Origin of the sequence: Cupriavidus respiraculi, assembly GCF_914271545.1 — a bacterium.
GTDB classification, from domain to species: domain Bacteria; phylum Pseudomonadota; class Gammaproteobacteria; order Burkholderiales; family Burkholderiaceae; genus Cupriavidus; species Cupriavidus respiraculi.
In genome coordinates, this window is sequence record NZ_CAJZAH010000007.1 from 56,024 (window position 1) to 81,957 (window position 25,934).

The 25,934-nt window shown below is 67.7% G+C and carries 25 protein-coding genes; 18 read left to right on the plus strand and 7 right to left on the minus strand.

Annotation, left to right across the window (positions count from 1 at the left end; translation table 11 throughout):
* Positions 1-116: 116 nt before the first annotated feature.
* The 9 genes from LDO27_RS22345 (at position 117) to LDO27_RS22385 (ending at position 8,337) form a co-directional block, all read left to right on the plus strand.
* Positions 117-461 (plus strand): nucleotide pyrophosphohydrolase, encoded by a 345-nt coding sequence (locus LDO27_RS22345; protein WP_224044055.1) that lies wholly within the window; start codon positions 117-119, stop codon positions 459-461.
* Positions 462-483: 22 nt separating this feature from the next.
* A complete protein-coding gene (locus LDO27_RS22350) occupies positions 484-1,359 on the plus strand; it encodes a DUF72 domain-containing protein (protein WP_224044056.1) in 876 nt (291 codons plus the stop codon).
* Positions 1,360-1,540: 181 nt separating this feature from the next.
* The gene (locus LDO27_RS22355) at positions 1,541-1,978 is read left to right on the plus strand and encodes a CBS domain-containing protein (protein WP_224044058.1); all 438 of its coding nucleotides are present in this window, start codon (positions 1,541-1,543) and stop codon (positions 1,976-1,978) included.
* Between the two features lie 349 nt (positions 1,979-2,327).
* Positions 2,328-3,818, plus strand: a complete 1,491-nt coding sequence (locus tag LDO27_RS22360) for an MDR family MFS transporter (protein ID WP_224044060.1) — start codon at positions 2,328-2,330, stop codon at positions 3,816-3,818.
* Between the two features lie 83 nt (positions 3,819-3,901).
* Positions 3,902-4,540, plus strand: a complete 639-nt coding sequence (locus LDO27_RS22365; RefSeq protein ID WP_224044062.1) for a glutathione peroxidase — start codon at positions 3,902-3,904, stop codon at positions 4,538-4,540.
* Positions 4,541-4,575: 35 nt separating this feature from the next.
* Positions 4,576-5,427 carry a fumarylacetoacetate hydrolase family protein gene (locus LDO27_RS22370; protein WP_224044063.1) on the plus strand — a complete coding sequence of 284 codons (852 nt, stop codon included), beginning with the start codon at positions 4,576-4,578 and terminating at the stop codon, positions 5,425-5,427.
* A gap of 271 nt (positions 5,428-5,698) precedes the next feature.
* Positions 5,699-6,904, plus strand: a complete 1,206-nt coding sequence (locus LDO27_RS22375) for a M20 aminoacylase family protein (RefSeq protein WP_222202919.1) — start codon at positions 5,699-5,701, stop codon at positions 6,902-6,904.
* 66 nt (positions 6,905-6,970) lie between these two features.
* Entirely contained in the window at positions 6,971-7,270 is a 300-nt protein-coding gene (locus tag LDO27_RS22380) for a hypothetical protein (RefSeq protein ID WP_224044065.1), read from the plus strand.
* Between the two features lie 74 nt (positions 7,271-7,344).
* Positions 7,345-8,337, plus strand: a complete 993-nt coding sequence (locus tag LDO27_RS22385; protein WP_224044067.1) for a Bug family tripartite tricarboxylate transporter substrate binding protein — start codon at positions 7,345-7,347, stop codon at positions 8,335-8,337.
* A 17-nt stretch (positions 8,338-8,354) separates the two neighbouring features.
* On the opposite strand, the gene LDO27_RS22390 is transcribed toward LDO27_RS22385, so the two are convergent.
* Positions 8,355-9,047, minus strand: a complete 693-nt coding sequence (locus LDO27_RS22390) for a response regulator transcription factor (RefSeq protein ID WP_222202923.1) — start codon at positions 9,045-9,047, stop codon at positions 8,355-8,357.
* A 303-nt stretch (positions 9,048-9,350) separates the two neighbouring features.
* Here LDO27_RS22390 and LDO27_RS22395 point away from each other — a divergent pair, with 303 nt between their 5' ends.
* Both LDO27_RS22395 and LDO27_RS22400 read left to right on the plus strand, forming a co-directional pair.
* Positions 9,351-10,052 carry a response regulator transcription factor gene (locus tag LDO27_RS22395; protein ID WP_222202927.1) on the plus strand — a complete coding sequence of 234 codons (702 nt, stop codon included), beginning with the start codon at positions 9,351-9,353 and terminating at the stop codon, positions 10,050-10,052.
* Positions 10,049-10,813, plus strand: a complete 765-nt coding sequence (locus tag LDO27_RS22400) for a histidine kinase (protein ID WP_224044069.1) — start codon at positions 10,049-10,051, stop codon at positions 10,811-10,813. Before LDO27_RS22395 ends, LDO27_RS22400 begins: the two co-directional genes overlap by 4 nt.
* Positions 10,814-10,828: 15 nt before the next feature.
* Here LDO27_RS22400 and LDO27_RS22405 read toward each other — a convergent pair whose 3' ends face one another.
* The 4 genes from LDO27_RS22405 to minC form a co-directional block, all read right to left on the minus strand.
* Positions 10,829-11,911 carry a porin gene (locus tag LDO27_RS22405; RefSeq protein WP_222202929.1) on the minus strand — a complete coding sequence of 361 codons (1,083 nt, stop codon included), beginning with the start codon at positions 11,909-11,911 and terminating at the stop codon, positions 10,829-10,831.
* 294 nt (positions 11,912-12,205) lie between these two features.
* Positions 12,206-12,460: a cell division topological specificity factor MinE gene (minE, locus tag LDO27_RS22410; RefSeq protein WP_006164360.1), complete on the minus strand. Its 255-nt coding sequence runs from the start codon at positions 12,458-12,460 to the stop codon at positions 12,206-12,208.
* 15 nt (positions 12,461-12,475) lie between these two features.
* Positions 12,476-13,291, minus strand: coding sequence for a septum site-determining protein MinD (minD, locus tag LDO27_RS22415; protein ID WP_222202931.1), 816 nt, complete (start codon positions 13,289-13,291; stop codon positions 12,476-12,478).
* A 57-nt stretch (positions 13,292-13,348) separates the two neighbouring features.
* The gene (gene minC / locus LDO27_RS22420) at positions 13,349-14,137 is read right to left on the minus strand and encodes a septum site-determining protein MinC (RefSeq protein ID WP_224044071.1); all 789 of its coding nucleotides are present in this window, start codon (positions 14,135-14,137) and stop codon (positions 13,349-13,351) included.
* 200 nt (positions 14,138-14,337) lie between these two features.
* Here minC and LDO27_RS22425 point away from each other — a divergent pair, with 200 nt between their 5' ends.
* Both LDO27_RS22425 and LDO27_RS22430 read left to right on the plus strand, forming a co-directional pair.
* Positions 14,338-15,309: a magnesium and cobalt transport protein CorA gene (locus tag LDO27_RS22425; protein ID WP_224044073.1), complete on the plus strand. Its 972-nt coding sequence runs from the start codon at positions 14,338-14,340 to the stop codon at positions 15,307-15,309.
* A gap of 105 nt (positions 15,310-15,414) precedes the next feature.
* Positions 15,415-16,335, plus strand: coding sequence for an alpha/beta fold hydrolase (locus LDO27_RS22430; RefSeq protein WP_224044075.1), 921 nt, complete (start codon positions 15,415-15,417; stop codon positions 16,333-16,335).
* A gap of 39 nt (positions 16,336-16,374) precedes the next feature.
* Here the strand turns inward: LDO27_RS22430 and LDO27_RS22435 are convergent, their stop codons facing one another.
* Entirely contained in the window at positions 16,375-17,352 is a 978-nt protein-coding gene (locus tag LDO27_RS22435; protein WP_224044076.1) for a GlxA family transcriptional regulator, read from the minus strand.
* A gap of 228 nt (positions 17,353-17,580) precedes the next feature.
* Here LDO27_RS22435 and LDO27_RS22440 point away from each other — a divergent pair, with 228 nt between their 5' ends.
* The 5 genes from LDO27_RS22440 to LDO27_RS22460 all read left to right on the plus strand — a co-directional run bounded on the left by LDO27_RS22440 (position 17,581) and on the right by LDO27_RS22460 (position 23,144).
* Positions 17,581-18,342 carry an SDR family oxidoreductase gene (locus LDO27_RS22440; RefSeq protein ID WP_224044078.1) on the plus strand — a complete coding sequence of 254 codons (762 nt, stop codon included), beginning with the start codon at positions 17,581-17,583 and terminating at the stop codon, positions 18,340-18,342.
* Between the two features lie 546 nt (positions 18,343-18,888).
* A complete protein-coding gene (locus LDO27_RS22445; protein WP_224044080.1) occupies positions 18,889-20,334 on the plus strand; it encodes a cache domain-containing protein in 1,446 nt (481 codons plus the stop codon).
* Positions 20,300-20,965 carry a response regulator gene (locus tag LDO27_RS22450; RefSeq protein WP_224044081.1) on the plus strand — a complete coding sequence of 222 codons (666 nt, stop codon included), beginning with the start codon at positions 20,300-20,302 and terminating at the stop codon, positions 20,963-20,965. Before LDO27_RS22445 ends, LDO27_RS22450 begins: the two co-directional genes overlap by 35 nt.
* A 229-nt stretch (positions 20,966-21,194) precedes the next feature.
* Positions 21,195-22,643 carry an aminotransferase class V-fold PLP-dependent enzyme gene (locus LDO27_RS22455; RefSeq protein ID WP_224044082.1) on the plus strand — a complete coding sequence of 483 codons (1,449 nt, stop codon included), beginning with the start codon at positions 21,195-21,197 and terminating at the stop codon, positions 22,641-22,643.
* A gap of 33 nt (positions 22,644-22,676) precedes the next feature.
* The gene (locus LDO27_RS22460) at positions 22,677-23,144 is read left to right on the plus strand and encodes a RidA family protein (protein ID WP_224044083.1); all 468 of its coding nucleotides are present in this window, start codon (positions 22,677-22,679) and stop codon (positions 23,142-23,144) included.
* Between the two features lie 92 nt (positions 23,145-23,236).
* On the opposite strand, the gene gyrB is transcribed toward LDO27_RS22460, so the two are convergent.
* Positions 23,237-25,762 (minus strand): DNA topoisomerase (ATP-hydrolyzing) subunit B, encoded by a 2,526-nt coding sequence (gene gyrB, locus LDO27_RS22465; RefSeq protein ID WP_224044084.1) that lies wholly within the window; start codon positions 25,760-25,762, stop codon positions 23,237-23,239.
* Positions 25,763-25,934 lie beyond the last annotated feature (172 nt).

Consider the following 25,934-nt stretch of genomic DNA (forward strand, 5'->3'; position numbering starts at 1 on the left):
TTAGGGAGGCGGACGTAAAAACGGTGTAGAGAGACAGGCGCGGGGTGTAAACGCGATATAAAGACGGGGATGCCGGGGGCGAGGACTGCGGCCCGGCGAGAAAGACAGGAGCCGACGTGAAGCTGATCGACATCGAACCGTTGCAGGGCGTGCTGGCGGAATTCGTCCGCGCGCGCGGCTGGCAGCGTTACCACTCGCCGAAAAATCTCGCGATGGCGCTCAGCGTGGAGGTGGCCGAACTGGTGGAGATCTTCCAGTGGAGCACCGAGGCGCAATCGCGTGCCATCATGGGTACCGCCGAGAGCGAGCACGTCCGGCACGAGCTGGCGGACATCTTCCTCTATCTGACGCAGTTGGCGAGCGCGCTCGACGTGGACCTGAACGCCGCGGTCGAAGCCAAGCTCGCGCTGAACGCGAAGAAGTACCCGCCGCCGGACGAGGCCGAGCGCAACCAGGGCTGAAGCACGAGAACAGGAGACCATCATGACCGCCAAGTCCGGCGCCTCCAAGGCGCCAGCCGGCCCCGCCAATATCCGCGTCGGCATCGGGGGATGGAACTACGAACCGTGGCGCGACAACTTCTATCCCGCGGGACTGGCGCAGACGCGCGAGCTCGAATACGCCAGCCGCCACGTCAGCGCGATCGAGATCAACAGCACCTACCACGGCACGCAGAAGCCCGCGTCGTTCGCCAAGTGGCATGACACCGCGCCGGAGGACTTCGTCTTCGCCGTCAAGGCCTCGCGCTACGCGACGAACCGGCGCGTGCTGGCCGAGGCCGGCGAATCGATCGATCGCTTCATCGGCAGCGGCATCGCGCAGCTGCGCGCCAAGCTCGGGCCGATCGTGTGGCAGTTCGCGCCGACCAAGGCGTTCGACCCCGAGGACTTCGAGCGCTTCCTCGAACTGCTGCCCGCCGAGGTGGAAGGCCGCCCATTGCGCCATGTGCTGGAGGTGCGCCACCCCAGCTTCATGAGCGCCGAGTACCTGAAGCTGGCGCGCAAGTACAAGGCCGCCACGGTGTTCACGGATTCGCCCAAGTTTCCCTCCTTCGCCGACCTGACTGCGGACCTGGTCTATGTCCGGCTGATGCGCAGCGAGGCGCAGCGCAAGACCGGCTATGCGCCCCGGGCCATCGAGGAATGGTCCACGCGCGCGCGCGAATGGTCCGCCGGCGGCGTGCCGCAGGATCTGCCGCGCATCGAGGAGAAGGCGCCCGCCCGGCGCCAGCGCGACGTGTTCGTGTTCTTCATCAACGGCGCGAAGGAGCGCGCGCCGGCCGCGGCCGCGGCGCTGCTCGATACGCTGGGATGGGAGCCGCGCGAGCTGCCCGCGCGGCGCAGCGCGGCGCGGGCCTGAGGCCGGCCCCCGGGGCGGCGTGCGGCCGGTCCCACATGAATCTTCTACGCCACCCTGGGATGCCGATCGATACTTTGCTAAGCTGAAAGCGGCAGATAGTGCTGCGTCGCCGGTCGGCGCTGGCTGGGCGGCCCGTCGACCGCGGCGCGCCGTCATTCCTTTCGACCTCACGGAGTGGATGATGAAAACCGCACGCCAAGTCCTGGAAACCAAGCCGACTCAGGCCATCTACAGCATCCAGCCCGGCGCCACCGTCTACGCGGCGCTGCAGATCATGGCCGAGAAGGGCATCGGCGCGCTGCTGGTGATGGAGCACGGCCGCATCGTCGGCATCCTCAGCGAACGGGACTACGCCCGCAAGGTGATCCTGATGCAGCGCACCTCGCGCGAGACGCTGGTGCGCGACATCATGACGTCCTCGGTGATCTACGTGCGCGCGGACCAGACCACCGACGACTGCATGGCGCTGATGACCCAGCACCGCCTGCGCCATCTGCCGGTCATGGACGGCGACGAGCTGATCGGCATGCTGTCGATCGGCGATCTGGTCAAGGACATCATCTCGGAGCAGCGCTTCATCATCGAGCAGCTGGAGCAGTACATCGCCGGCGCGCGCTGAAGCGGCGCCGATTCGCCCGCGGCAGGCAGCAAATCGTCGAAGCCTGGTCGATGCATTGGCGATGCATCGGCGATGACGGGCGTGATCGCGGGCAGGCGCCTATAATGGCCCCTTCCCCGCGAATCGCGCCGCCAAGGCGCATCTTGCAGCCCCATCCGCCGACGCCGGGCAGGCATCGCCCCCGCCAGCGCGCGATGCCGCGCATGCCCGCCACGTATTACCGATGCCCGCGTCCCAGCCTCCCGTTCGTCCTCCGCTCGACCCCACCGCTCGCCCTTCCGTCTCCGCATCGTCCCCCGCGCACCGCGTACCGGGACCGCTCGACCGCCCGCTGAACCACCAGGCCATCATGCGCGTCATCGGCGGCATCGTGCTGTGCATCCTGCTGGCCGCGCTGGACCAGACCGTCGTCATTCCGGCCGTGCCGGCCATCGCGCAGGACCTGAACGGCTTCGGGCAGCTGTCGTGGATCGTCACCGCGTACCTGATCACCTCGACGGTGACCACACCGCTGTACGGCAAGCTGTCCGACACCTATGGCCGGCGCCAGCTGCTGATGGTGGCGATCGCGCTGTTCATCGTCGCGTCGCTCGCCTGCGCGCTGGCCCGCTCGCTCGAGCAGCTGATCCTGTTCCGGGCGCTGCAGGGCATCGGCGGCGGCGGGCTGATGTCGCTGGCCCAGGCGGCCATTGCCGATGTGGTGGCGCCGCGCCAGCGCGGGCGCTACCAGGGCTACCTTGCCAGCGTCTGGGCGGTGGCCTCGGTGGCCGGGCCGCTGGTGGGCGGCTGGGTGTCCGACCACGTCTCGTGGCGCTGGCTGTTCTGGATCAACCTGCCGCTGGGCCTCGTGGCCATGTGGATGTGCCATCGCGGCCTGCGCCAGCTGCAGGCGCACGGCGTCAGGAATCCCGTGGACTGGCTGGGCGCCTTGCTGCTGACCGGCACGATCGTCGCCTTCCTGCTGGCGATGAGCTGGGGCGGCGATGTCTACGACTGGCTGTCCGCGCCCATGGGCGGACTGGCACTGGCCTGCGCGGCATCGACGCTGGCGCTGGTCTGGCGCGAGCGGCGCGCGGCCGATCCGATGCTCCCCCCGCGGCTGTTTTCCAATCGCGGCTATGTGATGGGCGTGGGCGCGTCGGCGCTGGCCGCGCTCGTGCTGTTCCTGTGCATCTTCACGCTGCCGCTGCATTTCCAGCTGGTGCGCGGCGCCAATGCGTCCCGCTCCGGCATGCTGGTGGTGCCGTTCCTGCTGGCCACCGTGGCCGGCAACTTCGTGGTGGCGGCGCTGGCCCCGCGCCTGGGCCGCATGCGCGGCATCCTGACCGGCGCCTTCGCGCTGACGGCGCTGGGCCTGGCGGCGCTGGCCGCGATGACGCCCGCCACCGCCCTGGCACTCGTGCTGGCGGCGATGATCGTGGGCGGCATCGGCGTCGGCATGGGCATGGTCGGCACCCTGATCACCGTGCAGAACGTGCTGGAGCGGCGCGACACCGGGGCGGGCACCGGCGCCCTGCTGGTGCTGCGCTCGCTGGGCAGCGCCTTCGGCGGGGCGCTCGCCGGCACGCTGCTCACGCTGGAATTTCGCCGCGCGCTGGCCGCCTCGGGCGTGGGCCGGGCGCTGGACCTAGGCGCGCTGCGCCACGGCAGCGAAGCGTTCGCGCAACTGCCGCCCGCCGTGCAACACATGCTGGCGGCCGGCGTGGAGTCCGGCTTCCAGCTGATCTTCGCCGCGGGAGCGGCCGCCGCGCTGCTCGCGCTGCTGATCGTGCGTCGCATGCCGGACGTGGAACTGCGCAGCGGCGTGGCCGAACACGCCGCCACGGCCGCGCTGGAATGACCTTGCGCGCGGCCTGGCCGCGGCCGTCCGGCAGCGTGCGCGGGCGTACACTACGGCGAGTTCGACCGACGGAGTGTTTCGCCATGCGCCGTGCCAATCCGCCCGCCCTCGGGCATCCCCTTTCCCATTGCGCGGCCGCGCTGCTGTGCGCCGCCGTCTCGTTCGGCGCCGCCGCCGCGGAACCGGCCGCGGGCGCTGCCGCCCGGCCGGGCCAGCCGGCCACCGCCGCATCGGGCTCGTGCCCGGCCACGCTGGATTTCCGCTTCCCCCGCCTGCAGGACGAGGCGCCCCAGAACCTGTGCCAGTACGCGGGCAAGGTGGTGCTGGTGGTCAACACCGCCAGCTATTGCGGCTTCACGCCGCAATACGAGGGACTGGAGGCGCTCTACGCCAAATACCGCGAGCGCGGGCTGGTGGTGCTGGGCTTCCCGTCCAACGATTTCTCGCAGGAGCCCGGGTCGGCCAAGGAAATCGCCGACTTCTGCTACAACACCTACGGCGTCAAGTTCCCGATGATGGCCAAGACCCATGTGCGCGGGGCCGACGCCAATCCCATGTACGCCCTGCTGGCGCGCGAAAGCGGCGATACCCCCAAGTGGAACTTCTACAAGTACCTGCTCGACCGCAACGGCCGGGTCGTCGGCAGCTACGGCAGCAAGGTCTCGCCCAGCGACAAGCAGTTGGTGGCCAGGATCGAGCAGCTGCTCGCCGCGCCGCGCTGAGCCCCTTTCCCCCTGCGCACGACAAGAGGAGCACGATGAAACTGGTGAGAACTGGCGCGCCCGGCGAAGAACGGCCCGGCATGATCGATGCAGGCGGGCGCGTGCGCGACCTGTCGGGCGTCATTGGCGGCGTCACGCCCGAGGTGCTGTCGCCGCAGGGGCTGGCGAAGCTGGCGGCGCTGGACCCGCAGACGCTGCCGCTGGCGCAGGCCGGCCGCTTCGGCATGCCGTGGACCGGCATCGGCAAGGTGGTCGCCATCGGCCTGAACTACGCCGACCACGCCGCCGAGGCCGGCATGCCGCTGCCGGCCGAGCCCATCGTGTTCCTGAAGGCCACCAGCTCGCTGAACGGCCCGGACGATCCCGTCATGCTGCCGCGGGACTCGGTCAAGACCGACTGGGAGGTGGAACTCGGCGTGGTGATCGGCACGCGCGCCCGCGACGTGCCGCGCGAGGCGGCGCTGGACCATGTGGCGGGCTATTGCGTGGTGAACGACGTCTCCGAGCGCGAATTCCAGATCGAGCGCGGCGGCACCTGGGACAAGGGCAAGGGCTGCGACACCTTCTGCCCGGTCGGGCCGTGGCTCGTCACGCGCGACGAGGTGCCCGACCCGCAGGCGCTGCGGCTGTGGCTGGACGTCAACGGCGAGCGCGTGCAGGACGGCACCACCGCGACCATGGTGTTCGATGTCGCGACGCTGGTCAGCTACGTCAGCCGCTTCATGACCCTGCATCCCGGCGACCTGATCTGCACCGGCACGCCGCCCGGCGTGGGCATGGGCTTCAAGCCGCCACGCTTCCTGAAGGCCGGCGACACCATGCGCCTGGGCATTGACGGACTGGGCGAGCAGAGCCAGGCCGTGGTTGCCTACGACACGCAGCTCTAGCCGAGCCGCGGCGACGGAGAAACCCTGCTGCGAGCAGGGATGCACCACCTGCGGTGCCCTCGCGAGGGGCATCGCCTCTGATGGCTCGCAAGGGCTCGAGTTCCGCGTCGTTACCTGCGGTTCCATCTGTTGCCTTCTGCGCTCGCCGAACCGTCCCCCGTTCGCAACAGTGCAACACTCATTTACGTCTTAACGGCCCGTTTGCGTTTCACCGCGCGGTATAGCGTGGAATACTGTTCTTCATCAGCATTCGCTTGCACGAGCAGAGTCCATGTCAGAAGCCGACCCCGTCTTTCTTGCTCCCCGTTTCTGCGAACTCGCGGATACCGCCGACAGCCGTGACGAGCTTCAGGCGATCCGCCGCACGCTGCACCAGCATCCCGAACTGGCGTTCCAGGAGGTGCGTACCGCCGAGCTGGTCGCCTCGCGGCTGGAGCAATGGGGCTACGAGGTGACGCGCGGCGTGGGCGGCACCGGCGTGGTCGGGACCCTGCGCAACGGGGTGGGCAGCGGCAGCGTCGGCGTGCGGGCGGACATGGATGCGCTGCCGATGCAGGAGACCACCGGCCTGCCGTACGCGAGCGTCTGCGCCAACACCATGCATGCCTGCGGCCATGACGGCCACACCGCGATCCTGCTGGGCGCGGCTCGTCAACTGGCCCGCACGCGGAATTTCTCGGGCACGGTCCATCTGATCTTCCAGCCCGCCGAGGAAATCGGCATCGGGCTCAGCGGCGCGCAGCGCATGCTGGCCGACGGGCTGTTCGAGCGATTTCCCTGCGACGCCATCTTCGGCCTGCACAACCACCCGGGCGTGGCCGCCGGCACCTTCATGTTCCGCACCGGCCCGATGATGGCCGCGTGCGACACGGTCACGATCCGCATCCACGGCAAGGGCGGCCACGCCGCGCGGCCGCATCACGCGATCGATCCGATCCTGGTGGCCGGCAGCCTGGTGATGGCGCTGCAGACCATCGTGGCGCGCAATATCGATCCCAATGAAACCGCGGTGGTCACCATCGGCTCGCTGCACGCGGGGCACGCGCCCAACGTGATTCCCGAGAGCGCGACGCTGGAGATGAGCGTGCGCTCGTTCAGCCCCGAGGTGCGCGCGACACTGGAGACGCGGATCCGCAATCTGGTGCGGGCGCACGTGGAGGGCTACGGCGCCGAGGTCGACATCGACTACCGGCCGGGCTATCCGGTGGTGGTCAACAGCGAGCGCGAGACGGCGTTCGCGCGCCAGGTGGCGGAGGAACTGGTGGGCCCGGACAAGGTGGTGCCGCAGATTCCGCTGATCTCCGGCAGCGAGGACTTCTCGTACTTCCTGCAGCAGCGCCCGGGCTGCTATGTGCGGCTGGGCAACGGCGCCGGCCGGCCGCTGCTGCACAACCCCGGCTACGACTTCAACGACGACAACCTGACCGTGGGCGCGGCCTTCTGGACCCGCCTGGTCGAGCGCTACCTCGCCGCCTGAGCGGCCCGTCGGCCCAACATTCGTGCAACGCCGCAGATCGCGCCGGATTTGCGGCATCATGGCGGGATGACGTCCGCCGTTCCTTCCAGCGCGCCCTCCGGCCCGCCCATCCCCCGCCCCGCCCTGCCCGGCTCCGCCTGCGGCCACTGTGTCGCGCTGGCCGCCGACGCGCGCCGGCGCGAGCCGCACGAGCGCCTGGCGCTCAGGCACACCGCGCCGCTGGTCAGCCAGAGCGCGGCCGGCGTGCCCTTCAGCATGCTCAGCTTCGTCTGCCGGGAATGCGGCACCGGCTGGCGCCTGTACGATCGCGCCAACGAACTGTTCGTCTCCTGGGTGCCGGAGCGCGCCCCGGCCCCGCCCGGCTGAGCGCTTCGGCTAAGATAGCGGCCGGCGCGGGCGCCGGCCCGCGCGCCGTCTCTTCCATCGTCTCCCTTTCCGCCATGGCTATTTCCATTTCCACTCGCAGGCTGGCCGCCACGCTGATCGCCAGCGCGGCCGCCGCGGTTGCAGCGCCCGCCGCCAACGCCGCCGATCCCTATCCCTCGCGGCCCATCCGGCTGATCGTGGCCTATCCGACCGGCGGCATCAGCGATACCGTGGCGCGCGCGCTCGGCGAGCGCCTGTCCGACCAGATGGGCGCGTCGGTGGTGGTGGAAAACAAGGCGGGCGCGGGCGGCAGCATCGGCATGGACGCGGTGGCCAAGGCGGCGCCGGACGGCTACACGCTGGGCTTCTCGTCGACCAGCCCGCTGACGCTGAACCCGCACGTGGGGCGCGTCAACTACGATCCCCAGCGCGATATCGCGCCGGTGATGAGCGTGATGTATTCCCCGGTCGTGGTGGTGGCGACGCCGGCCTTCACCGGCAAGAGCTTCCAGGACCTGGTCGCGCAGGCCAAGGCCAAGCCCGGCACGGTGCGCTGGGCCACCTCGGGGCTCGGCACCGTGGGCCATGTGGTGCTGGAACAGGTCAAGTCGAAGGCGCAGGCCGACCTGACGCTGATCCCGTACAAGGGTGCCGGCCAGCAGTTGAACGACGCGCTCGGCGGCCAGTTCGAGGTGATGAGCACCAACGCCAGCCCGGCGCTGACGCAGCAGATGCAGGCCGGCCGCCTGCGCGCGCTGGCGGTGGGCGCGCCGAAGCGCATCGAATCGATGGCCGCTGTGCCCACCTTCGCGGAACTGGGCTTTCCCAAGGCCAACCTGACTTCGACCTTCGGCGTGTTCGCGCCGGCCAAGACGCCCCCCGCGATCGTGGCGCGCCTCAATGCGGAGCTCAACAAGGCGCTGTCCTCGCCCGAGGTGCGCGACCGCCTGCTCAAGGGCGGCGAGGTGCCGACCGGCGGCACGGCCGCGCAGTTCGCCGGCGCGATCCGCGAGGAGTACGAGGACAACGCCCGCATCGTCAAGGAAGCCGGCATCAAGGCCGAGTAAGCCCGCCGCCCGCGCCCTCAGCGCGCGGGCACCACGTCCAGCCGGTTGCCCACCGCATAGATGGTCGAGAGCCGCACGCCGTTGTGCGGCCACAGCGCCAGCTTGGTACGCACCCGCGACAGATGGCTGTCGAGCGTGCGCGAACCGTCGGGCACCTGGCGGCGCCACACGGCCTCGATCATGGTCCGGCGCAGCAGCAGTTGCCCGAGATGGCGGAACAGCAGGATCGCCAGGTCGAATTCCTTCGGCGCCAGCGACACCGGCCGCCCATTGACATAGGCACGCCGGTCGGCGGTCGCGAACCGGTACGCGCCTACCGCCAGGTCGAAACGCTCGAGCGCGCACGAAGCGGTGCGGCGCGCCAGCGCATGGACCCGCGCCCCGAACTCCGCGCGCCGCAGCGGCTTGACCACGTGCGCGTCCGCGCCGTCGGCCAGGCATCCACACACATGCCCTTCGTCGGCTGCGCCACTGAGCAGCATCACGGGCAGGCGCGGACCCAGCGTGCGCCGCACCCACAGCAGCACGTCGCGGGCGGCGATGCCGCGCACCTCCCAGTCCAGCAGCAGCATGTCGAACGACTCGCGGCGCAGCGCCTGCATCAGCGCGCGGCCCTCGCGAAAGCGGATGCAGCGATGTCCCCCCAGGGTCAGCGTCTGCTCCAGTACCAGGGCCTGGGTCGGGTCGTCCTCCAGGGCGGCGATCTTCATGGCGGTTTCTCCTGACGCGGACGGCCGGCACCGGCGCGCCGCTTGGTCGTTGACGGGGACCGCCACGCGGCCTGCAGCGGCGAAGCGGTCCCGGGCATCGTAAGGGCGGCCCGGCCCGGACCGTTAGTCAGAATTTGTTGAAGCCGCAGCTTGAGGCATTTCCTATTCAGCCGTGCGCCGCGAGCGTTTCTAATTGCCGAAGCGGCATGGCGGCGTGCCACGCGATCGTGACACCGCGCCGCCATCGCCGTGCGCGGAAATGGCTACCCCTTTTGCCCGCCATGCGGGCCTACGGACATGGGCATGAGAATCGCATCGCTGGAGGACGAACCCGCCCAGGCGGCATGGATCCATCGGATCGTGACCGACGCGGGGCATACCTGCGTCAGCTTCGCAGCGGGCCAGTCGCTGCTGCTGGCGCTGCGCGACGACAACTTCGACCTGCTGCTGCTCGACTGGCAGGTGCCGGACATGAGCGGCCACGACATGCTGCTGTGGACGCGCGCCAACCTGGACCGCCATGTGCCGGTCATGTTCCTGACCTGCCGCCAGGCCGAGGAGGACATCGTCGAGGCGCTGACCGCGGGGGCGGACGACTACATGGTCAAGCCGATCCGGCCGCGGGAACTGCTGGCGCGCATCCAGTCGCTGGTCAGGCGCCTGAGTCCCGACCCCGCGCAGACCGGCGCGCCGCTGTCGCTCGGCGGCTATGTGTTCGATCTGGGCGCGCGCACGGTCACGCACCACGGCCGCGCCATCGGGCTCACGCCCAAGGAATTCGACCTCGCGCTGCTGCTGTTCCGCAACGAAGGCCGGATCGTCGCGCGCAACCATATCGTCGCGGCGGTGTGGGGCCGCGAGGTCTCGCCGCTGTCGCGGACCATCGATACGCATATGTCGCGCGTGCGCAGCAAGCTCGGCCTGCGGCTGGAGAACGGCATGCGGCTCACGCCGATCTACACCCACGGCTACCGGCTCGAATGCCTGCAGGGGCAGGGCTCGTGAGGACGCTGCTGTCGGCGCTGCGGCGTCGCCCCGGTTGCGCGGCCGGTGCCGCGCCCGATGCCGAGGTGTGGCAGGCCATGGCCGGCATCGTGGCGCACGACCTGCGCGCGCCGGCCGCCGCCATCCTTGCGCTGTCGGATCTGCAACGGCTGCGGGCGCTGCCCGGGGATGCCTTCGTCGAGCAGGTGTCCGGCCAGGCCAGGCAAGCCCTGGTACTGGCGGACGAACTGGCGGCCCTGCTGCGCGAGCCGCGGCATGCGTACCGCATGGCGCCGCTCGATCTGCTGGCGCTGTTGCAACACAGGATCGCGTCACGCTGGTGGGGCGACGCCGAAGGTGGCTGCCGCGACGGCGGGGCGCCGCGCCTGCGCGCCCACGCCGACGAAGCGTGGGTGCGGGCCGATGCCCGCATGCTGGGCGAGGCAATCGGCGTGATGCTGGAACGCGTCTGCCTGTGCCGCCATCGCGCCGGCGGCTGCGACGTCGAACTGCGGCGGCATCCCGTCGCCGGCGTGCACCTCGCGATCCGCGCGCGCGGCGCAGGCGATGCCGCTACGCAGGCGCTGTCCGCCGCGGCGCCGGCGGGCCTGCTGGTCCGGCGAGTGCTGCATCGCCATGGCGGGGCGCTGCTGAGCTGCGGCGAGCGGCAAGCCGATGGCGCGGTCGAATGGCGGCTGGCACTGCCGGCGCTCGTGCCGAGCCGGCGCCGCGCGCCCAACAAAAAAGCACCCGAAGGTGCTTTCTTGCCATCCGTTGCCTGAGCGTCGTGACGACGATCAGAAGATGTGGCGGATACCCACTGCCACGCCCGTCTGGTTGCTCTTGCCCGGCAGTTCGGTGATGGCGCCGTCCTTGACCTTGTTGTAGTCGACGGTGCCGTACACCTGGGTACGCTTGGACAGCGCGTACTCGGCCAGCAGCACGCCGGTGTAGCGCTTGCCATCGTTGCCTGCGACGCCATCCTTGTTGTCGATGTCGTCGTAGTAGAACGCGCCGGTCAGCGCCAGGGCCGGGGTCAGCTGATAGGTCATGCCGAAGTAGCCGATCATGTCCTCGCGCGGGTTGGCAGCGTGGTTGCCGCCGGCCGGGACCAGGTTGCGCGACGTGGCCGGAGCCGGATTCATGTACGCGTTGTCGATGACACCGGTCTCGTCCTTGCCGCCGATATAACCCAGGAACAGCTTGACCGGGCCGGTGGTGTAACGGCCAGCCACGCCCCACATCTGCTGCTTGTTGTCAGCGCCGACGCGGATTTCCTGGAACACGCCGCCGATCGCGAACGGACCGAAGGCGTACGAAGCGCGGGTACCCCAGTACTGGTTGGTACGGACGCTACCCGGGGTTTCGCCGAAGCCATAGCTGGCGCCGACGTTCAGGCCGCCGAACTTGCCGTCATAGCTGACCACGTTGTTGTTGCGCAGCTGGGTCAGGAAGTACGGCCAGGCGTTCTGGTTGTAGTTGCCGATGGTCAGCGGATCGAAGTCGCCGAACAGGTTGAACCCTTCGGTGTACTGGCGGCCCAGCTTGACCGTGCCGAAGTCGCCGGACAGGCCGACGTAGGCTTGACGGCCGAACAGGCTGTTGTTCTGGTTGGCGCGGCCGGTATCCGGATCGAAGCCGCCTTCCAGCTGGAAGATCGCCTTCAGGTTGTTGCCCAGCGCTTCGCTGCCCTTCATGCCCCAGCGGCTGTTGGTGATTGCGCCGTTGGTCAGCTCTACGAGGCTGTTGTCGGCGGCATTGGCGTTCGTCGTGTAGCGGATGCTCTGGTCGACGATACCGTAAAGGGTCACCGAGGTCTGTGCATAGGCGCTTCCGGCGAGCAAGCTGCCGAGCGCGAGAGTGATGGCCGATTTCTTCATGGTGCTCCTTTTCTGTCTTGTGGTATTGCCACCGGATCGCGGCGGCATGGCTCTACGTTGTCGGTAGACGCCGCGAAAATTTATCAAAACAGAAAAGGTTTAGACACAAATCCGCGCACCATTCCGGCGGCGGGGACGCTGTTGGTGCAAAAGCGTTGTCCCGCCGCGACACCGCCACGGTTTGGTGCACCGCGGGGCAGCGTGCGCTTCGCCGGACCATGAAAAAACGCCCGTGAATACGGGCGTTTCGGCGCAAGGCGCCCCGATCGGCGCCTCCATGCAAACCCCTAAGGGTTAGCCCTGAGGGATCTCGATTTTGACTTCCAGCACTTCGAGATTGTCCTGGCGTTCGAGGCTCACGCGCAGATCCTGATCGCTGATCTTCACGTACTTCGAAATCACCGCGACAAGCTCGCGTTGCAGGGCCGGCAGGTAGTCGGCCGGGGCCGAATGGCCGGTGCGCTCGTGGGCGAGGATGATCTGCAGCCGCTCCTTGGCGACCGACGCGGATTTCTTTTTTTCTCCCAGCAGGAAGGACAGGATCGACATGGGCTCAGCCCTCCTTTACTTGGTGCCGAACAGGCGCGACAGCAGGCCCGGCTTTTGGTAGTCGGTGAAGCGCATCGGCTTTTCCTTGCCGAGGAAGCGGTCCACGATGTCGCCATAGGCGTCGGCCACGTCCGTGCCTTCGAGATGAATGGCGGGCGTACCCTGGTTCGATGCGTGCAGCACCGCCTCGGACTCCGGCACCACGCCGATCAGCTTGATGCGCAGGATCTCCTGGATATCGGTCAGCGACAGCATCTCGCCGCCATGCACGCGCTTGGGGTTGTAGCGCGTGATCAGCAGGTGTTCCTTGATCGGGTCGCCGCCCTCGGTGGCGCGCTTGGTCTTGGACGCCAGGATGCCAAGGATGCGGTCCGAATCGCGCACCGAGGACACCTCCGGGTTGGTGACGATCAGCGCCTCGTCGGCAAAGTACATGGCCATCAGGGCGCCCGATTCGATGCCGGCCGGCGAATCGCAGACGATGAACTCGAAGCCCATGTCGATCAGGCCGTTGATGACCTTCTCGACGCCGTCGCGCGTGAGCGCGTCCTTGTCGCGCGTCTGCGAGGCCGGCAGGATGAACAGGTTCTCGCACTTCTTGTCCTTGATCAGCGCCTGGTTCAGGTTCGCTTCGCCCTGCACCACGTTGATCAGGTCGTACACGACGCGGCGCTCGCAACCCATGATCAGGTCCAGGTTGCGCAGGCCGACGTCGAAATCGATCACGGCAGTCTTGTGGCCACGCAAGGCCAGGCCGGTGGCGAAGCTGGCGCTGGTGGTGGTCTTGCCTACGCCCCCCTTGCCGGAGGTCACAACGATGATTTTTGCCATGGCTCTTGGTCCAGTAATGTTCAAACTTGCGATGCGGTGTTGCGGGCTCGGCCGGCCTTACTTCATGCGCAGCGGCTCGAGAATCAGTTTTTCGTCGGCCAGCCGTATCTGGGCCGATTTGCCCAGCACGTCGGCGGGCAGCGCTTGCTCGGCGGTACGGTAGATGCCGGCGATGGAAATCAGTTCGGGCTCCAGGCACGTGCAGAAGATGCGCGCCTGGGCGTTGCCCTTGACCCCCGCCAGCGCGCGGCCGCGCAGCGGGGCATAGACGTGGATATTGCCTTCGGCGATGACTTCGGCGCCATAGCTGACGACGTCCAGGATGACCACATCGCCCTGCGCGTAGATCTGCTGGCCCGAGCGCAGCGGCTTGTCGATCAGCAGCGTGGGGACAGGCCGGGCGGGCTCGGCGGCCGGGGCCGCGGCGGGCGCCGGGGCAGGCGCGGCGGGCGCCGGGGCAGGCGCGGCGGCGCGCTCCTCGCCGTCCCGGGCCGCCTGGCCGTTCGCCGGGGCGCCCTTGCCGCCGCGGCGGCTCTGGCTGTCCAGCAGCGGCAGCCCGAACGCCTCCGCCCAGGGGCGCTGGGCCTCGCGGGCGACCACGCCGATGGCGCGCGCCTTCAGCGTGGAGAGCGTATCGATCACGGTATCGAGCGCGAGCTGCTGGCCGTCCTCGAGGGAACGCAAGTCCAGCGCGATGACGTCGTTCGAGAAGAAATCGGGGGTCGCTTCGAAACGGGAGAGGAGGTCGTCCCGCAGCGCCGACGCGTCGGCGGTGTTCAGTGCGAGAAGGAGGGCGTCGACATTGCCACTGCGCAGCTCGAAGTGTGGCGATTTCTTCTGGGACATAGCCGGGTGACCGTGGAAATGCGACATTCTAACTGCCTCGCCACCGCGAACTGTAACAAATGGCCGCGCGCGGCGCGCCAGTGCGGCATGCGGCGCGCCGCGCGCGCGCGCGACCCATCGAACGTCACAGCAATACGGTCTGCAGCGGCACGGGCGGCCCGCCCTTGTTACGATCACGGCATTCCGGCACTGGAGTCCCCATGGGCGCGATCGTCAACAGCATGGCTTACCGCAACGGCAAACGGCTCGGCGACGTGCCGCTGGACGATATCAGCGAGGAGATCGGCACCCCGGGCACCTTCGTCTGGCTCGGCCTGCACGAACCCGACCTGGAACTGCTGCGGCGCGTGCAGCACGAGTTCGGCCTGCACGACCTGGCCGTCGAGGACGCGCTGGACGCCCACCAGCGGCCCAAGCTGGAGACCTACGGCGACTCTCTCTTCATCGTCCTCAATACCGCGCAACTGGTGGACGACGAGGTGATCATGGGCGAGACCCATATCTTCATCGGCCCCAGCTACGTGGTCTCGGTGCGTCACGGTGCCAGCAGCACCTATGCGCCGGTGCGCGAGCGCTGCGAGATGGATCCGCGCGGGCTGGCCAACGGGCCGGGCTACGTGCTCTACGCGCTGATGGACTTCATCGTCGACCACTACATGCCGATCGTGAACCGGCTCGAGGACACCTTCGAGCAGCTGGAGCAGGGGCTGTTTCGCGACGAGTTCGACCGCCGCACCATCGAACGCCTCTACCACATCAAGCGCCAGGTGCTGCGGCTGCGCAACGCGGTCTATCCGATCGAGGAGATGTGCGGGCAGCTGATCCGCCTGCACGAGGACCTGGTGCCCAAGGAACTGCGCGCCTACTTCCGCGACATCGAGGACCATGCCAGCCGGCTGCTGCGTACGCTGGACGTGGTGCGCGAGATGCTGACCACCGCGGTGCAAGTCAATCTCGCGCTGGTCACCGTGGGACAGAACGAGGTGGTCAAGCGCCTGGCCGGCTGGGGCGCCATCCTGGCCGTGCCCACGGTGGTGTTCAGCCTGTACGGCATGAACTTCGAATTCATGCCGGAGCTGAAATTCCATTTCGCCTATCCCGCCGTGATCGGTTTCACGGCGGTCGCCTGCACCGTGCTCTGGCGCAAGCTGCATCGGGCCGGGTGGCTGTAGGGCGGCGGTCGGCGAACTTCGCCGCGGTTGGCTATCCTTGAGCGTCGATCCGTTTCTTTCCCTCGCCCCGCGTCCTCGTTGCCGCGGGCCTTCCCGGAGAAAAACATGAGCGCATCGAACGCCCCCGCCGCTGCGGCCGCCATAGCGCATCGCTTCGTCGATGTGGACGGCATCCGTCTGTTCTATCGCGAAGCCGGTCCGGCCGACGCCCCCGCCGTGCTGCTGCCCCACGGCTATCCCTGCTCCTCGTTCCAGTTCCGCCGGCTGCTGCCCGCGCTGGCCGACCGTTGGCGCGTCGTCGCACCCGACTATCCCGGCTTCGGCTACAGCGATACCCCGCCCCCCGAAGCGTTCGGCTACGGCTTCGACGACTATGCCGCCCTGCTCGGGCGCTTTGCCGACGCGGTCGGCCTGCAGCGGTTCGCGCTGTATCTGCAGGACTACGGCACCTGGATCGGGCTGCGCCTTGCCATGCGCGACCCGTCGCGCATCACAGGGCTGATCGTGCAGAACGGCGATATCTACGAGGATGCAATGGGACCGAAGTACGAGGTCATCCGGCGATACTGGTCCGACCCCTCGCCCGCGAACCGCGCCCCGCTGGAGCAGGCCGTCAGCGAGCACGGCTTCCGCGATGAATTCGTCGGCGAAGTCGGGGAGGAACATGCCGCGCTCATTCCCCCGGACCTGTGGAAGCTGCACTGGCCCCTGATGAACACGCCCGCGCGCCGCGATCTCGCGGTGCGGCTGATGGGCGCGCTCAAGGCCAATATCGACGACTGGTTTCCGCGCTACCAGACCTTCCTGCGCGAGCACCAGCCGCCCACGCTAGTCGTCTGGGGGCCCCGCGATGGCTATATGCCCGAGGCGGCCGGGCGCGCCTATCTGCGCGACCTGCCCAACGCCGAATTCCATCTGACCGACGGCGGGCATTGGCTGCTGGAAACCCATTTCGACCCCGTCTGCGAGCTGATACGGGACTTCCTCGCCAGGCTGCCCGAATCGCTTCCGCCTCGTCGCCGATAAGGTCAAGGTGGTGGGGGAGCCCGGCCCGGCGCGCCGCGTTCAGTGCGTTGCCGGAGCGAAGGCCAGCGTGCCTTCGTCGCGGCGCGACCGCGCCTCGCGTACCAGCGCCTGCGGCGGGCGGCCGAGCGTGCGCAGGAAGGCCCGGCGCATCCGGTCCTCGTCGCCGAAGCCCGTCACCGACGCCACGCGCGCGATCGACGACTCGCCGTCCTCGATCAGCGAGCGCGCGGCCTCCAGCCGCAGCTTCTCGATGGCCTTGGCCGGCGTCAGCCCCGTCTGCAGCTGGAACTCCCGGCTGAAATGCCGCGGGCTCCAGTGCACCTGCTCCGCCAGCTGCTCCACCGACAGCGGCTCGCGCAGGTTCTCCTTCGCGAACGCCAGCGCCGCGCGGATGCGGTCCGAGTTCGGCTCCAGCTCCGACAGCGTGGAGAACTGCGATTGCCCGCCGGTGCGGCGGTAGTGGATCACCATCTTGCGCGCCACCGAGCGCGCGATCTCGCCGCCCACGTCCGCATCGACCAGCGCCAGCGCCAGATCGATGCAGGCCGTCATGCCCGCCGAGGTCCAGACCGGCCCGTCGTTGACGAAGATCTTGTTCTCTTCCACCGTCACCGTCGGATGCGTGACGGCCAGCTGCCGCGCCAGCGCCCAATGCGTGGTGGCCCGCCTGCCGTCCAGCAGCCCCGCCTCGGCCAGGATGAAGGCCCCGGTGCAGATGCTGGCCAGGCGCCGCGTGCGCGGCGCGACCCGGCGCAGCGCCGCGATCAGCTCCGGCTCGGTGGGCGCCACCACCGTCGCGCCCGCCACCATCAGCGTGTCGTAGTGCCGCCGCCCGATCGCCTCGGTATCGATCCGCACGCCCGCAGAACTGACCACCATGCCGCCGCCATGCGACAGCGCCATCACCTCGTAGGCGGCTGGCTTGCGGCTCTGGCCGGCGAGTTCGAACACGGTCAGCGCCGCCAGGTCGAGAACCTGGAAGCCCGGGAAGACGATAAGACCGATACGTGCTGGCATGGGATACGGGAAAGCGCGGTTGGACCGGTCGACCGGTTGAACGTGGGCGGCGCGGCGGCAAGGCCGGTAAAGCGCCCATTGTAGTGCGCATCGCCGCTTTCGCACCGCTGTGCCGCCATGTCCGTTTTTGCTGGCTTTTGGTCATTTCGGACTTTTGCGCCGGTCCATAGAATTCATTCCAAGCGCTACCGAGCGACTTCGACGACAACGAAATTCAAGGACACCAACATGCAACTCACCAACAACACCATCTTCATCACCGGCGGCACCTCCGGCATCGGCCGCGGCCTGGCCGAAGCCTTTCACAAGCTCGGCAACAAGGTCATCATTTCCGGCCGGCGTACCAAGCTGCTGGAGGAAGTCACCGCCGCCAATCCGGGCATGGCCGCCATCCAGCTGGACATCGCCGACCCGGCCAGCATCGAGGCGGCCGCCTCGACGCTGATCCGCGACTACCCGACGCTGAACGTGCTGATCAACAACGCCGGCATCATGCCCTTCGACCAGGCCGACGGCGCCATCGACGAAGCGACCATGCAGTCGACCATCGTCACCAACCTGATGGGCCCCATCCGCATGACCTCGGCCCTGATCGAACACCTGAAGCGCCAGCCGCGCTCGGTGGTGATCCACAACACCTCGGTGCTGGCCTACGTGCCGCTCGCCACCACCGCGGTGTACTCGGCGACCAAGGCGGCGCTGCACTCGTACGCCCTGTCCCAACGCTTCATGCTGCGCAACACGTCGGTGCGCGTGCAGGAGATCGCGCCGCCGTGGGTCAATACCGACCTGATCTACAAGAGCGACGACCCGCGCGCGATGCCGCTGGACGCGTTCATCGAGCAGACGATGGCGGCGCTGGCCACCGACGCGGAAGAGGCGATCGTGGCCGACGTGGTGCCGCTGCGCGACAACCCGGGCGCCAACGAGCATGCGTTCGTGCACGGGTTCAACGAGAGCCTGGTGGCCAATCCGATTCCGGTGGGTTGAGCGGCAAGCGTCGCCGCGCGGCGGTGGCGACGGGCTCGGCATGGCGCCGAGCCCGTCCTGGTTTGCAGCGACCTCCATGGAGCATCGCCGGCTCGCAGGTAATGGGCGACTTGCGATGCCGCTGCGCGGCATGCGCCTCTGTCGCGCGATCGCGCCCGCCATGTCTGCATTGTTATCGGTAGTCGTCCGGATTTTCTTTTTGCGCCTTCGCGCGGCACGCGCGCGGCCCTGTCGCTCCTTGCCTTTTGCGGTGAAACGGCTTAGCTTTCAAATGCATCGCGGCCTGACACACTCGTCGGCCGCTTGGCACAAGGGGTCGGGAAACAGCATGGCAAAGCGTGGCCAGACACACGCGCACACGCTGTTTCGATACATCGATTGAGGGGGAGGAATCCATCTCTACGGCGGCGTGGGCATGCGACCGACGCCGCCGCGCTGTTTCGTCGGCGGCTTTCCGATCGGGCCGCCGATGCGAGCTACGACCGCCTCCTTGATGCCCCCCCGATGATCCATTGGTTCCCGCGCCTGCAAAGCGTGACGATTCGCATGAGGACGATCGCCCTGTCGGCGGCCCTCATGCTGCTGGCCTTCGTCCTCGTGACGTGGGCCGTCTCGGACCAGATGGTCAGCCACGCCAGGCAGGACCGCGCGCAGGTCCAGGCCATGTACGTCGCCAGCAAGGAAAAGGAGCTGCGCCACTACGTGGACCTTGGCCACGCCACGCTGGTGCGCATCGCCAGCGACAGCGGCGAGGACGCGGCACTGCAGCAGCGCGCGCTCGCGGCGCTCTCGCGCATGCATTTCGGCAACGACGGCTATTTCTTCGTCTACGACCGCCTCGGCAATCTCCTGCTGGACCCGGGCAGCATGGGTATCGAAGGCGTCGATTTCTGCGACCCCGCCGATGCCGGCAGCGACCAGGCGATGCTGCTGATCAACAAGGCCCGCGACGGCGGCGGCATTGTTCGATACAACTGGACCAAACCGTCTTCGGGCACCGAAGCGCCAAAGATGTCGTACGTGCGGACCGCCGATCAATGGGGATGGATTCTCGGCGCCGGCCTGTACATGGACGACGTAGAGCGCGAGCTGGCGGCATTCGATGCCAATGCCGCCCGCAACCTGCGCGATACGCAGATACGGCTCAGCGCCTTCGCGCTCGGCACCATCATGCTGATCAGCCTGGGCGGTCTCGCGCTGAACCTGCGCAACTCCCGGATCTCCGGCGAGAACCTGCGCCGGCTGGCGCGCCGCGTCGTGAGCTCGCAGGAAGAGGAGCGCGCCCGCGTCGCGCGCGAGCTGCACGACGGCGTGGTGCAGGTGCTCGTGTCGTCGAAGTACCTGCTCGAGACGGCCCAGGTCCATCTGGAGCATCAGCGGCCATCCGCGCCGCGGCACAACCCGCAGGACCTGCTGTCGCAGGGACTGGGCCGGCTGCAGGAAGCGCTGATCGAGATTCGCCGCGTCTCGCACGGCTTGCATCCCGCCCTGCTCAGCGATCTTGGCCTGGCAGCCGCGCTGCGCATGCTGGTCGAGCAATGGCGGCCGCAGTGCGGCGTCGACCTGCGCTTTGCCGAGCATGGCGCGATACCGGCCCTGTCGCAGGCCGAGGCCACCGCGCTGTACCGCGTCGCACAAGAGGCCCTGAACAATGTTCTCGTGCACGCGCATGCGGGCTGGGCGCAGATCACGCTGAACGGCCACGGACGCCACGTCGAGCTGACCATCGAGGACAACGGCCGCGGCTTCGACCTGAAGAAGGTCCGCGCCAACGGCAAGGGCGGCATCGGCCTGCGCAACATGCGCGAACGGATCGAGAGCCTGGAGGGCAGCGACTTCGCCATCCACACCGGGCCGCAGGGCACGCGTATCGCCGTGCGCCTGTACGTGCCCGTCCCGGAACCCATGCGCGTGCCGGACCCGCCGGCCATCGTCACGTCACCAGGAGCCCTGCCGCATGACCTCCAACCTTCGTGTGCTGCTCGTCGATGACCATCCCTTCGTGCTGGACGGCGTTCGCCTGCGCCTGGAGGCCACCGGCGAGATGACCGTGGTGGGCGAAGCCTCCAATGTGGAGGACGCCGTCGCGCTGGCGCAAGCACTCCGCCCGGATCTCGTCGTCTCCGATATCCACATGCCCGACGCCAACGGCCTGCAGCTCGCCGCGTGCTTCGCCGAGCGGTTCCCGTCGATACGCATCGTCGCGCTCTCGATGCACAAGGATCCAGAATACGTGCGCCGGGCCTTTGCGCTCGGCGTCGCCGCCTACGTCCTGAAGGAAGCGCCGGCGCGCGAACTCGTGACCGCGATCCGGACCGTCGCGGCGGGCGGCACCTACCTGAACGAGGAGCTGCAGGGCTACCTGCCCGCGGACGAGCCCCCGCCGTCCCCCCGCCGGATGCTCACGCCCAAGGAAGCCACGGTGCTCAGGCTGCTTGCCGATGGCTGCTCCAACAAGGAGATCGCCGAACGGCTGGGCACCTCGGTAAGGACCGTCGAGACGCATCGGCTCCACGTACGCAGGAAGCTGCAGGTGGGCGGACGCGCCGAACTGGTCAGGTACGCGATCCAGTTTTCCGATCTGCATGCGTTGAACGGTGACGCGGTGACGGCTGACGGCTGACGGTATTTAGCTCCCCGCGCCATTGCACCGCGCAAGCCCGCCTGCGCGGCGCCGGCTTGCGACCTTGGCCGGCGCGCCCTCTGTATTACTGCGTAGGGGAAAGTCGTGCTGCTGCTGCGCGCGCCGTTTGCATAGACTTTTCTCGGGCGCCATGCAGGCACACGCCAGCGATGCCATGGCGCCGTGGGACCGATCGTGGAACGGATGGTGTAACAACCGGGAGAGCACCATGCAAGAGCTGAAGCAAACGCAGCGACAGACCATCGCAACGCCGCCGCAGATGGAAGACCCCGCGACATGGACGCCCAAGCGACGCGAATTCCTGCGCATGCTTGCCTATGGTGCCGGCTCCCTCGCCCTGGCCCCCCTGTTCGGCGCCTGCGGGGACGACGCCTCGGCGCAGGCATCGGACCTGCGCTCGCAGCTCATGCAGGACGAAGCCTTCTGGGCCCAGGTCCAGGCCATGTTCGTGCTCAAGCCCGAGAAGGTCTACATGAACATCGGCACCGGCGGCTCGATGCCGCAGACCGTGCTCGACACCTTCCAGCAGGAGAATTTCGCCAAGGCCGCCGACTCGTCCAGCGGCTACGGCAACCTCGCCGACCTGCGCGCGGCGGTGGCCCCCGGCTTCGGCGTCGACCGCGACGAGCTCGCTTTCTCGGCCAACACCTCGTCGGGCATGTGCCACGCCATCCTCGGCATCAAATGGGAACCGGGCGATGTCGTCGTGACCACCAACCACGAGCACGGCGGCGGCCTGACCCCGCTCAATATCGCCGTGGACCGCTACGGCATCGAGGTCTCCATCATCCAGCTGCCCGTGGGCAACCGCCAGACCGCGGCCACCTATGTCAACCTGTTCGACGAACGCATCCGCGCGCTGAAGGGCCAGGGCAAGCGCGTGCGCGCGATGATGTGGTCCTCGCCCACCTACAAGACCGGCACCATGCTGCCGATCGCCGAGTTGATGGAAGTGGTCAAGACCCACGGCCTGATCAGCATCGTCGACGGCGCCCACCTGCCCGGCATGATGGCGTACGACTACGGCGCGCTCGGCATGGACTTCATGTCCGGCGCCGGCCACAAGTGGCAGTGCGGGCCCGGCTCCACCGGCATCCTCGTCGTGCGCAACAAGATGCGCGCGTCGAACCCGTTGCCGCTGCCCGACTGGTTCCCCATCCACACCAGCACCTATGCCCGGCAGCAGCCCCGCGGCGCCTACGACATCGCCGCCACCATCACCTCCTGCGGCAGCCTGCACGTACCGATGTTCCGCGCGCTGGCCAAGGCCTGCGAAATGTGGGACTCCATCGGCCGCAAGAAGATCGAAACCTACGACCTCACCCTGTCCGCCTACCTGAAGGAAAAGATCGTCGAGCGCTGGGGTACCGAATCGTTGTACTCGCCCAAGGACGACCCCAAGCTCGTCTCGGCCCTGACCAGCTTCAACCCGTTCCGCAACCGCGACGACGTGATGAACCAGCAGAAGGCCACGATGTTCGTCAACCGCATGCTCAGCGACTTCGCGCCCGGCTTCGTCATCCGCTCGGCCAACTTCGAAGTCATCGGCGCACCGTCGGACCACTACGGCATCCGCATCTCCACGCACCTGTGGCACGATGCCAACGACATCGACAGGCTCGTCGAATCGATGTGGACCCTGTCCCGCTCCATGTAACCGATCCCGACTTCCTACAACGAGAGCCAGCCCATGAAAAGAACGATCGCTGTGTTTGCCGCCGCCCTGTCCGGCGCGGCGTTGCTATCGGCTTGCGCCCACCACGGCGGCGGCGGCGAGCTACGCGCCGTCTCGTCGCCCGACGCGCCCAAGGCCATCGGCCCCTACTCCCAGGCGGTCCGCGCCGGCAACGTGCTGTACCTCGCCGGGCAGATTCCGATTCATCCGAAGACCGGGGAATTGCTCAAGGACGCGCCGATCGAGGCGCAGACGCGGCTGGTGCTGGACAACCTGAAGGCGGTGCTGGCGGCCGATGGGATGACGATGGCCAACGTCGTCTCGACCACGGTGTATCTGAAGGACCTGAACGACTTCGCGAAGATGAACGAGGTGTATGGGACTTACTTCACCGGCACCACGCCGGCGCGGGCTACGGTGCAGGTGGCGAGGTTGCCGAGGGATGTGGGGGTGGAGATTGGGGCGATTGCGGTGAAGCCTTGAGGGAGCATTCTGGCGTGTAAAGCAAAAGAGGCCCAGTGAACTGGGCCTCTTTCATGTCGGGTCTATGTCGTTGTCCGCATCGTCCAACGCGATCACACGTCGATATTCTGCGCCACCAACGCATTCGACTCGATGAAGTTCCGTCGCGGCTCCACGTCATCCCCCATCAGCGTGGTGAAGATCTGATCCGCCGCAATGGCATCCTCGATCTGCACCCGTAGCAAGCGCCGCTGCGTCACGTCCAACGTGGTCTCGAACAGCTGCTCGGGATTCATCTCGCCCAGGCCCTTGTAGCGCTGGCGCGAAACGCCGCGTTCGGCTTCCGCCAGCAGCCATTGCATGGCCGCGTGGAAGTCGGTGACGGTCTGGTCGCGTTGCTTCTCGCCTTCGCCGCGCTTGACCTTGGTGCCTTCCGGAATCAGGCCCTGGAAGGTCTTGGCCGCGAGCGCCAGCGCCGCGTAGTCGGCGCCGTGGACGAAGTCCGAGTCGATATGCGACAGGCGGACGTTGCCGTGGTGGCGGCGGGCGACCATCAGGCGGTGCTTTTCGCTCTTTTCGTCGAACTGGGCGTAGACGTCGGCGGTGCCGTCGTCGTTGACCGCGGCGCCGTTCAGGCGCTTGGCGTGCATTTCGCCGAGCTTGGCCTTGAGGGCGCGGGCGGAGGCTTCGGCCGCTTCGGCGCTGTCCAGGTTCAGTTCGATGCCGTCGGCGATGGCGCGCAGCGCGTCGGTATCGACGATGCGCGACAGGCGGCCGATGACGCCCTCCGCCAGCTGGTACTGGCGTGCCAGTTCGGTCAGCGCGTCGCCGGCGATCTCGCTGCCGTCAGGGCGCTGCAGCGCGGCCTTTTCCATCGCGAGGCGCAGCATGTAGGCGTTGAGTTCGCCGTCGTCCTTGATATAGCGCTCTTCCTTGCCGTGCTTGACCTTGTACAGCGGCGGCTGCGCGATATAGACGTAGCCGCGCTCGATGATGTCGGGCATCTGGCGGTAGAAGAACGTCAGCAGCAGCGTGCGGATGTGCGAGCCGTCCACGTCCGCATCGGTCATGATGATGATGCGGTGGTAACGCAGCTTGTCGAGGTTGTAGTCGTCCTTGCCGATGCCGGTGCCGAGCGCCGTGATCAGCGTCAGCACTTCCTGGCTGGACAGCATCTTGTCGAAGCGCGCGCGCTCGACGTTGAGGATCTTGCCCTTGAGCGGCAGGATCGCCTGGAACTTGCGGTCGCGGCCCTGCTTGGCCGAGCCGCCTGCGGAGTCGCCCTCGACCAGGAACAGTTCGGACTGCGCGGGATCCTTCTCCTGGCAGTCGGCGAGCTTGCCAGGCAGTCCCATGCCGTCGAGCACGCCCTTGCGGCGGGTCATTTCACGCGCCTTGCGCGCGGCCTCGCGGGCGCGCGCGGCGTCGACGATCTTGCCGCAGATGATCTTGGCGTCGTTGGGCGTCTCCAGCAGGAAGTCGCTCAGCGCCTTGGACACGAGCTCTTCCACCGGCAGCCGCACTTCGGACGACACCAGCTTGTCCTTGGTCTGCGAGCTGAACTTGGGTTCGGGCACCTTGACCGACAGCACGCAGGCGAGGCCCTCGCGCATATCGTCGCCGCTGGTTTCGACCTTGGCCTTCTTGGCGATCTCGTGTTCTTCGATGTACTTGTTGATGACGCGGGTCATCGCGGCGCGCAGGCCGGTCAGGTGGGTGCCGCCATCCCGCTGCGGGATGTTGTTGGTAAAGCAGAGCACCTGCTCGTTGTAGCCGTCGTTCCACTGCATGGCGACTTCGACGGTAATGCCTTCCTTCTCGGCATTGGCGTAGAAGATATTCGGATGCAGCACGCTCTTGGCGCGGTTGATGTATTCGACGAAACCCTTCACGCCACCCGAGAACGCAAAATCCTCTTCCTTGCCGGTGCGCTGGTCGGTCAGGCGGATATGCACGCCGTTATTCAGGAACGACAGTTCGCGAATGCGCTTGGAGAGAATCTCGTAATGGAATTCGACGTTGGTGAAGATTTCCTCGTCGGCGAGGAAATGCACCTCGGTGCCGCGCTTGTCGGTCGGGCCGAGCAGCTTCATCGGCGAGACTTCGACCTGCTGGCCGTCCGGGCCCGGCACGGTTTCCAGGATGCGGTTCTGCACCACGCCCTGGGCGAATTCGATCAGGTGCGCCTGGCCATCGCGGCGCACCGTCAGGCGCAGCCACTTGGACAGCGCGTTCACGCAGGACACGCCCACGCCGTGCAGGCCGCCCGAGACCTTGTAGCTGTTCTGATTGAACTTGCCGCCGGCGTGCAGCTCGGTCATGGCGATTTCCGCCGCGCTACGCTTTGGTTCGTGCTTGTCGTCGAACTTGATGCCGGACGGAATGCCGCGCCCGTTATCGGTGATCGAGATGGAGTTGTCGCTGTGGATGGTGACCTGGATCTCGTCGCAATAGCCCGCCAGCGCCTCGTCGATGGAGTTGTCCAGCACCTCGAACACGAGATGGTGCAGGCCGGTGCCGTCGGAGGTGTCGCCGATATACATACCCGGCCGCTTACGTACCGCCTCCAGTCCTTCCAGAATCTGGATGGAGGATGCTCCGTAGCTGTTTTCCTGTTGCGGGTTCTGCTTGTCGGTCATGTTTTCCTACTCACGGCAAATGCGGCAGCCGCGCCGCGCCCGGACGGGGCACAGCCGGCGGATACCGCATGGCGGGTTACATAAAAACGGCAAAAGGGGCGGATCGGGTGGATCCTGCCCCTGCTGCGGTGGTTTTCGCACGGTGGATGCGAGCGCCGTAGCCTGCCGTTCG

Excerpts from the sequence above, each read along its gene's own strand:
- LDO27_RS22350 (WP_224044056.1), top strand. The coding sequence starts at position 484 with ATGACCGCCAAGTCCGGCGCCTCCAAGGCGCCAGCCGGCCCCGCCAAT.
- LDO27_RS22355 (WP_224044058.1), top strand. The coding sequence starts at position 1,541 with ATGAAAACCGCACGCCAAGTCCTGGAAACCAAGCCGACTCAGGCCATC.
- LDO27_RS22360 (WP_224044060.1), top strand. The coding sequence starts at position 2,328 with ATGCGCGTCATCGGCGGCATCGTGCTGTGCATCCTGCTGGCCGCGCTG.
- LDO27_RS22365 (WP_224044062.1), top strand. The coding sequence starts at position 3,902 with ATGCGCCGTGCCAATCCGCCCGCCCTCGGGCATCCCCTTTCCCATTGC.
- LDO27_RS22370 (WP_224044063.1), top strand. The coding sequence starts at position 4,576 with ATGAAACTGGTGAGAACTGGCGCGCCCGGCGAAGAACGGCCCGGCATG.
- LDO27_RS22375 (WP_222202919.1), top strand. The coding sequence starts at position 5,699 with ATGTCAGAAGCCGACCCCGTCTTTCTTGCTCCCCGTTTCTGCGAACTC.
- LDO27_RS22380 (WP_224044065.1), top strand. The coding sequence starts at position 6,971 with ATGACGTCCGCCGTTCCTTCCAGCGCGCCCTCCGGCCCGCCCATCCCC.
- LDO27_RS22385 (WP_224044067.1), top strand. The coding sequence starts at position 7,345 with ATGGCTATTTCCATTTCCACTCGCAGGCTGGCCGCCACGCTGATCGCC.
- LDO27_RS22390 (WP_222202923.1), bottom strand. The coding sequence starts at position 9,047 with ATGAAGATCGCCGCCCTGGAGGACGACCCGACCCAGGCCCTGGTACTG.
- LDO27_RS22395 (WP_222202927.1), top strand. The coding sequence starts at position 9,351 with ATGAGAATCGCATCGCTGGAGGACGAACCCGCCCAGGCGGCATGGATC.
- LDO27_RS22405 (WP_222202929.1), bottom strand. The coding sequence starts at position 11,911 with ATGAAGAAATCGGCCATCACTCTCGCGCTCGGCAGCTTGCTCGCCGGA.
- minE (WP_006164360.1), bottom strand. The coding sequence starts at position 12,460 with ATGTCGATCCTGTCCTTCCTGCTGGGAGAAAAAAAGAAATCCGCGTCG.
- minD (WP_222202931.1), bottom strand. The coding sequence starts at position 13,291 with ATGGCAAAAATCATCGTTGTGACCTCCGGCAAGGGGGGCGTAGGCAAG.
- minC (WP_224044071.1), bottom strand. The coding sequence starts at position 14,137 with ATGTCCCAGAAGAAATCGCCACACTTCGAGCTGCGCAGTGGCAATGTC.
- LDO27_RS22425 (WP_224044073.1), top strand. The coding sequence starts at position 14,338 with ATGGGCGCGATCGTCAACAGCATGGCTTACCGCAACGGCAAACGGCTC.
- LDO27_RS22430 (WP_224044075.1), top strand. The coding sequence starts at position 15,415 with ATGAGCGCATCGAACGCCCCCGCCGCTGCGGCCGCCATAGCGCATCGC.
- LDO27_RS22435 (WP_224044076.1), bottom strand. The coding sequence starts at position 17,352 with ATGCCAGCACGTATCGGTCTTATCGTCTTCCCGGGCTTCCAGGTTCTC.
- LDO27_RS22440 (WP_224044078.1), top strand. The coding sequence starts at position 17,581 with ATGCAACTCACCAACAACACCATCTTCATCACCGGCGGCACCTCCGGC.
- LDO27_RS22445 (WP_224044080.1), top strand. The coding sequence starts at position 18,889 with ATGAGGACGATCGCCCTGTCGGCGGCCCTCATGCTGCTGGCCTTCGTC.
- LDO27_RS22450 (WP_224044081.1), top strand. The coding sequence starts at position 20,300 with ATGACCTCCAACCTTCGTGTGCTGCTCGTCGATGACCATCCCTTCGTG.
- LDO27_RS22455 (WP_224044082.1), top strand. The coding sequence starts at position 21,195 with ATGCAAGAGCTGAAGCAAACGCAGCGACAGACCATCGCAACGCCGCCG.
- LDO27_RS22460 (WP_224044083.1), top strand. The coding sequence starts at position 22,677 with ATGAAAAGAACGATCGCTGTGTTTGCCGCCGCCCTGTCCGGCGCGGCG.
- gyrB (WP_224044084.1), bottom strand. The coding sequence starts at position 25,762 with ATGACCGACAAGCAGAACCCGCAACAGGAAAACAGCTACGGAGCATCC.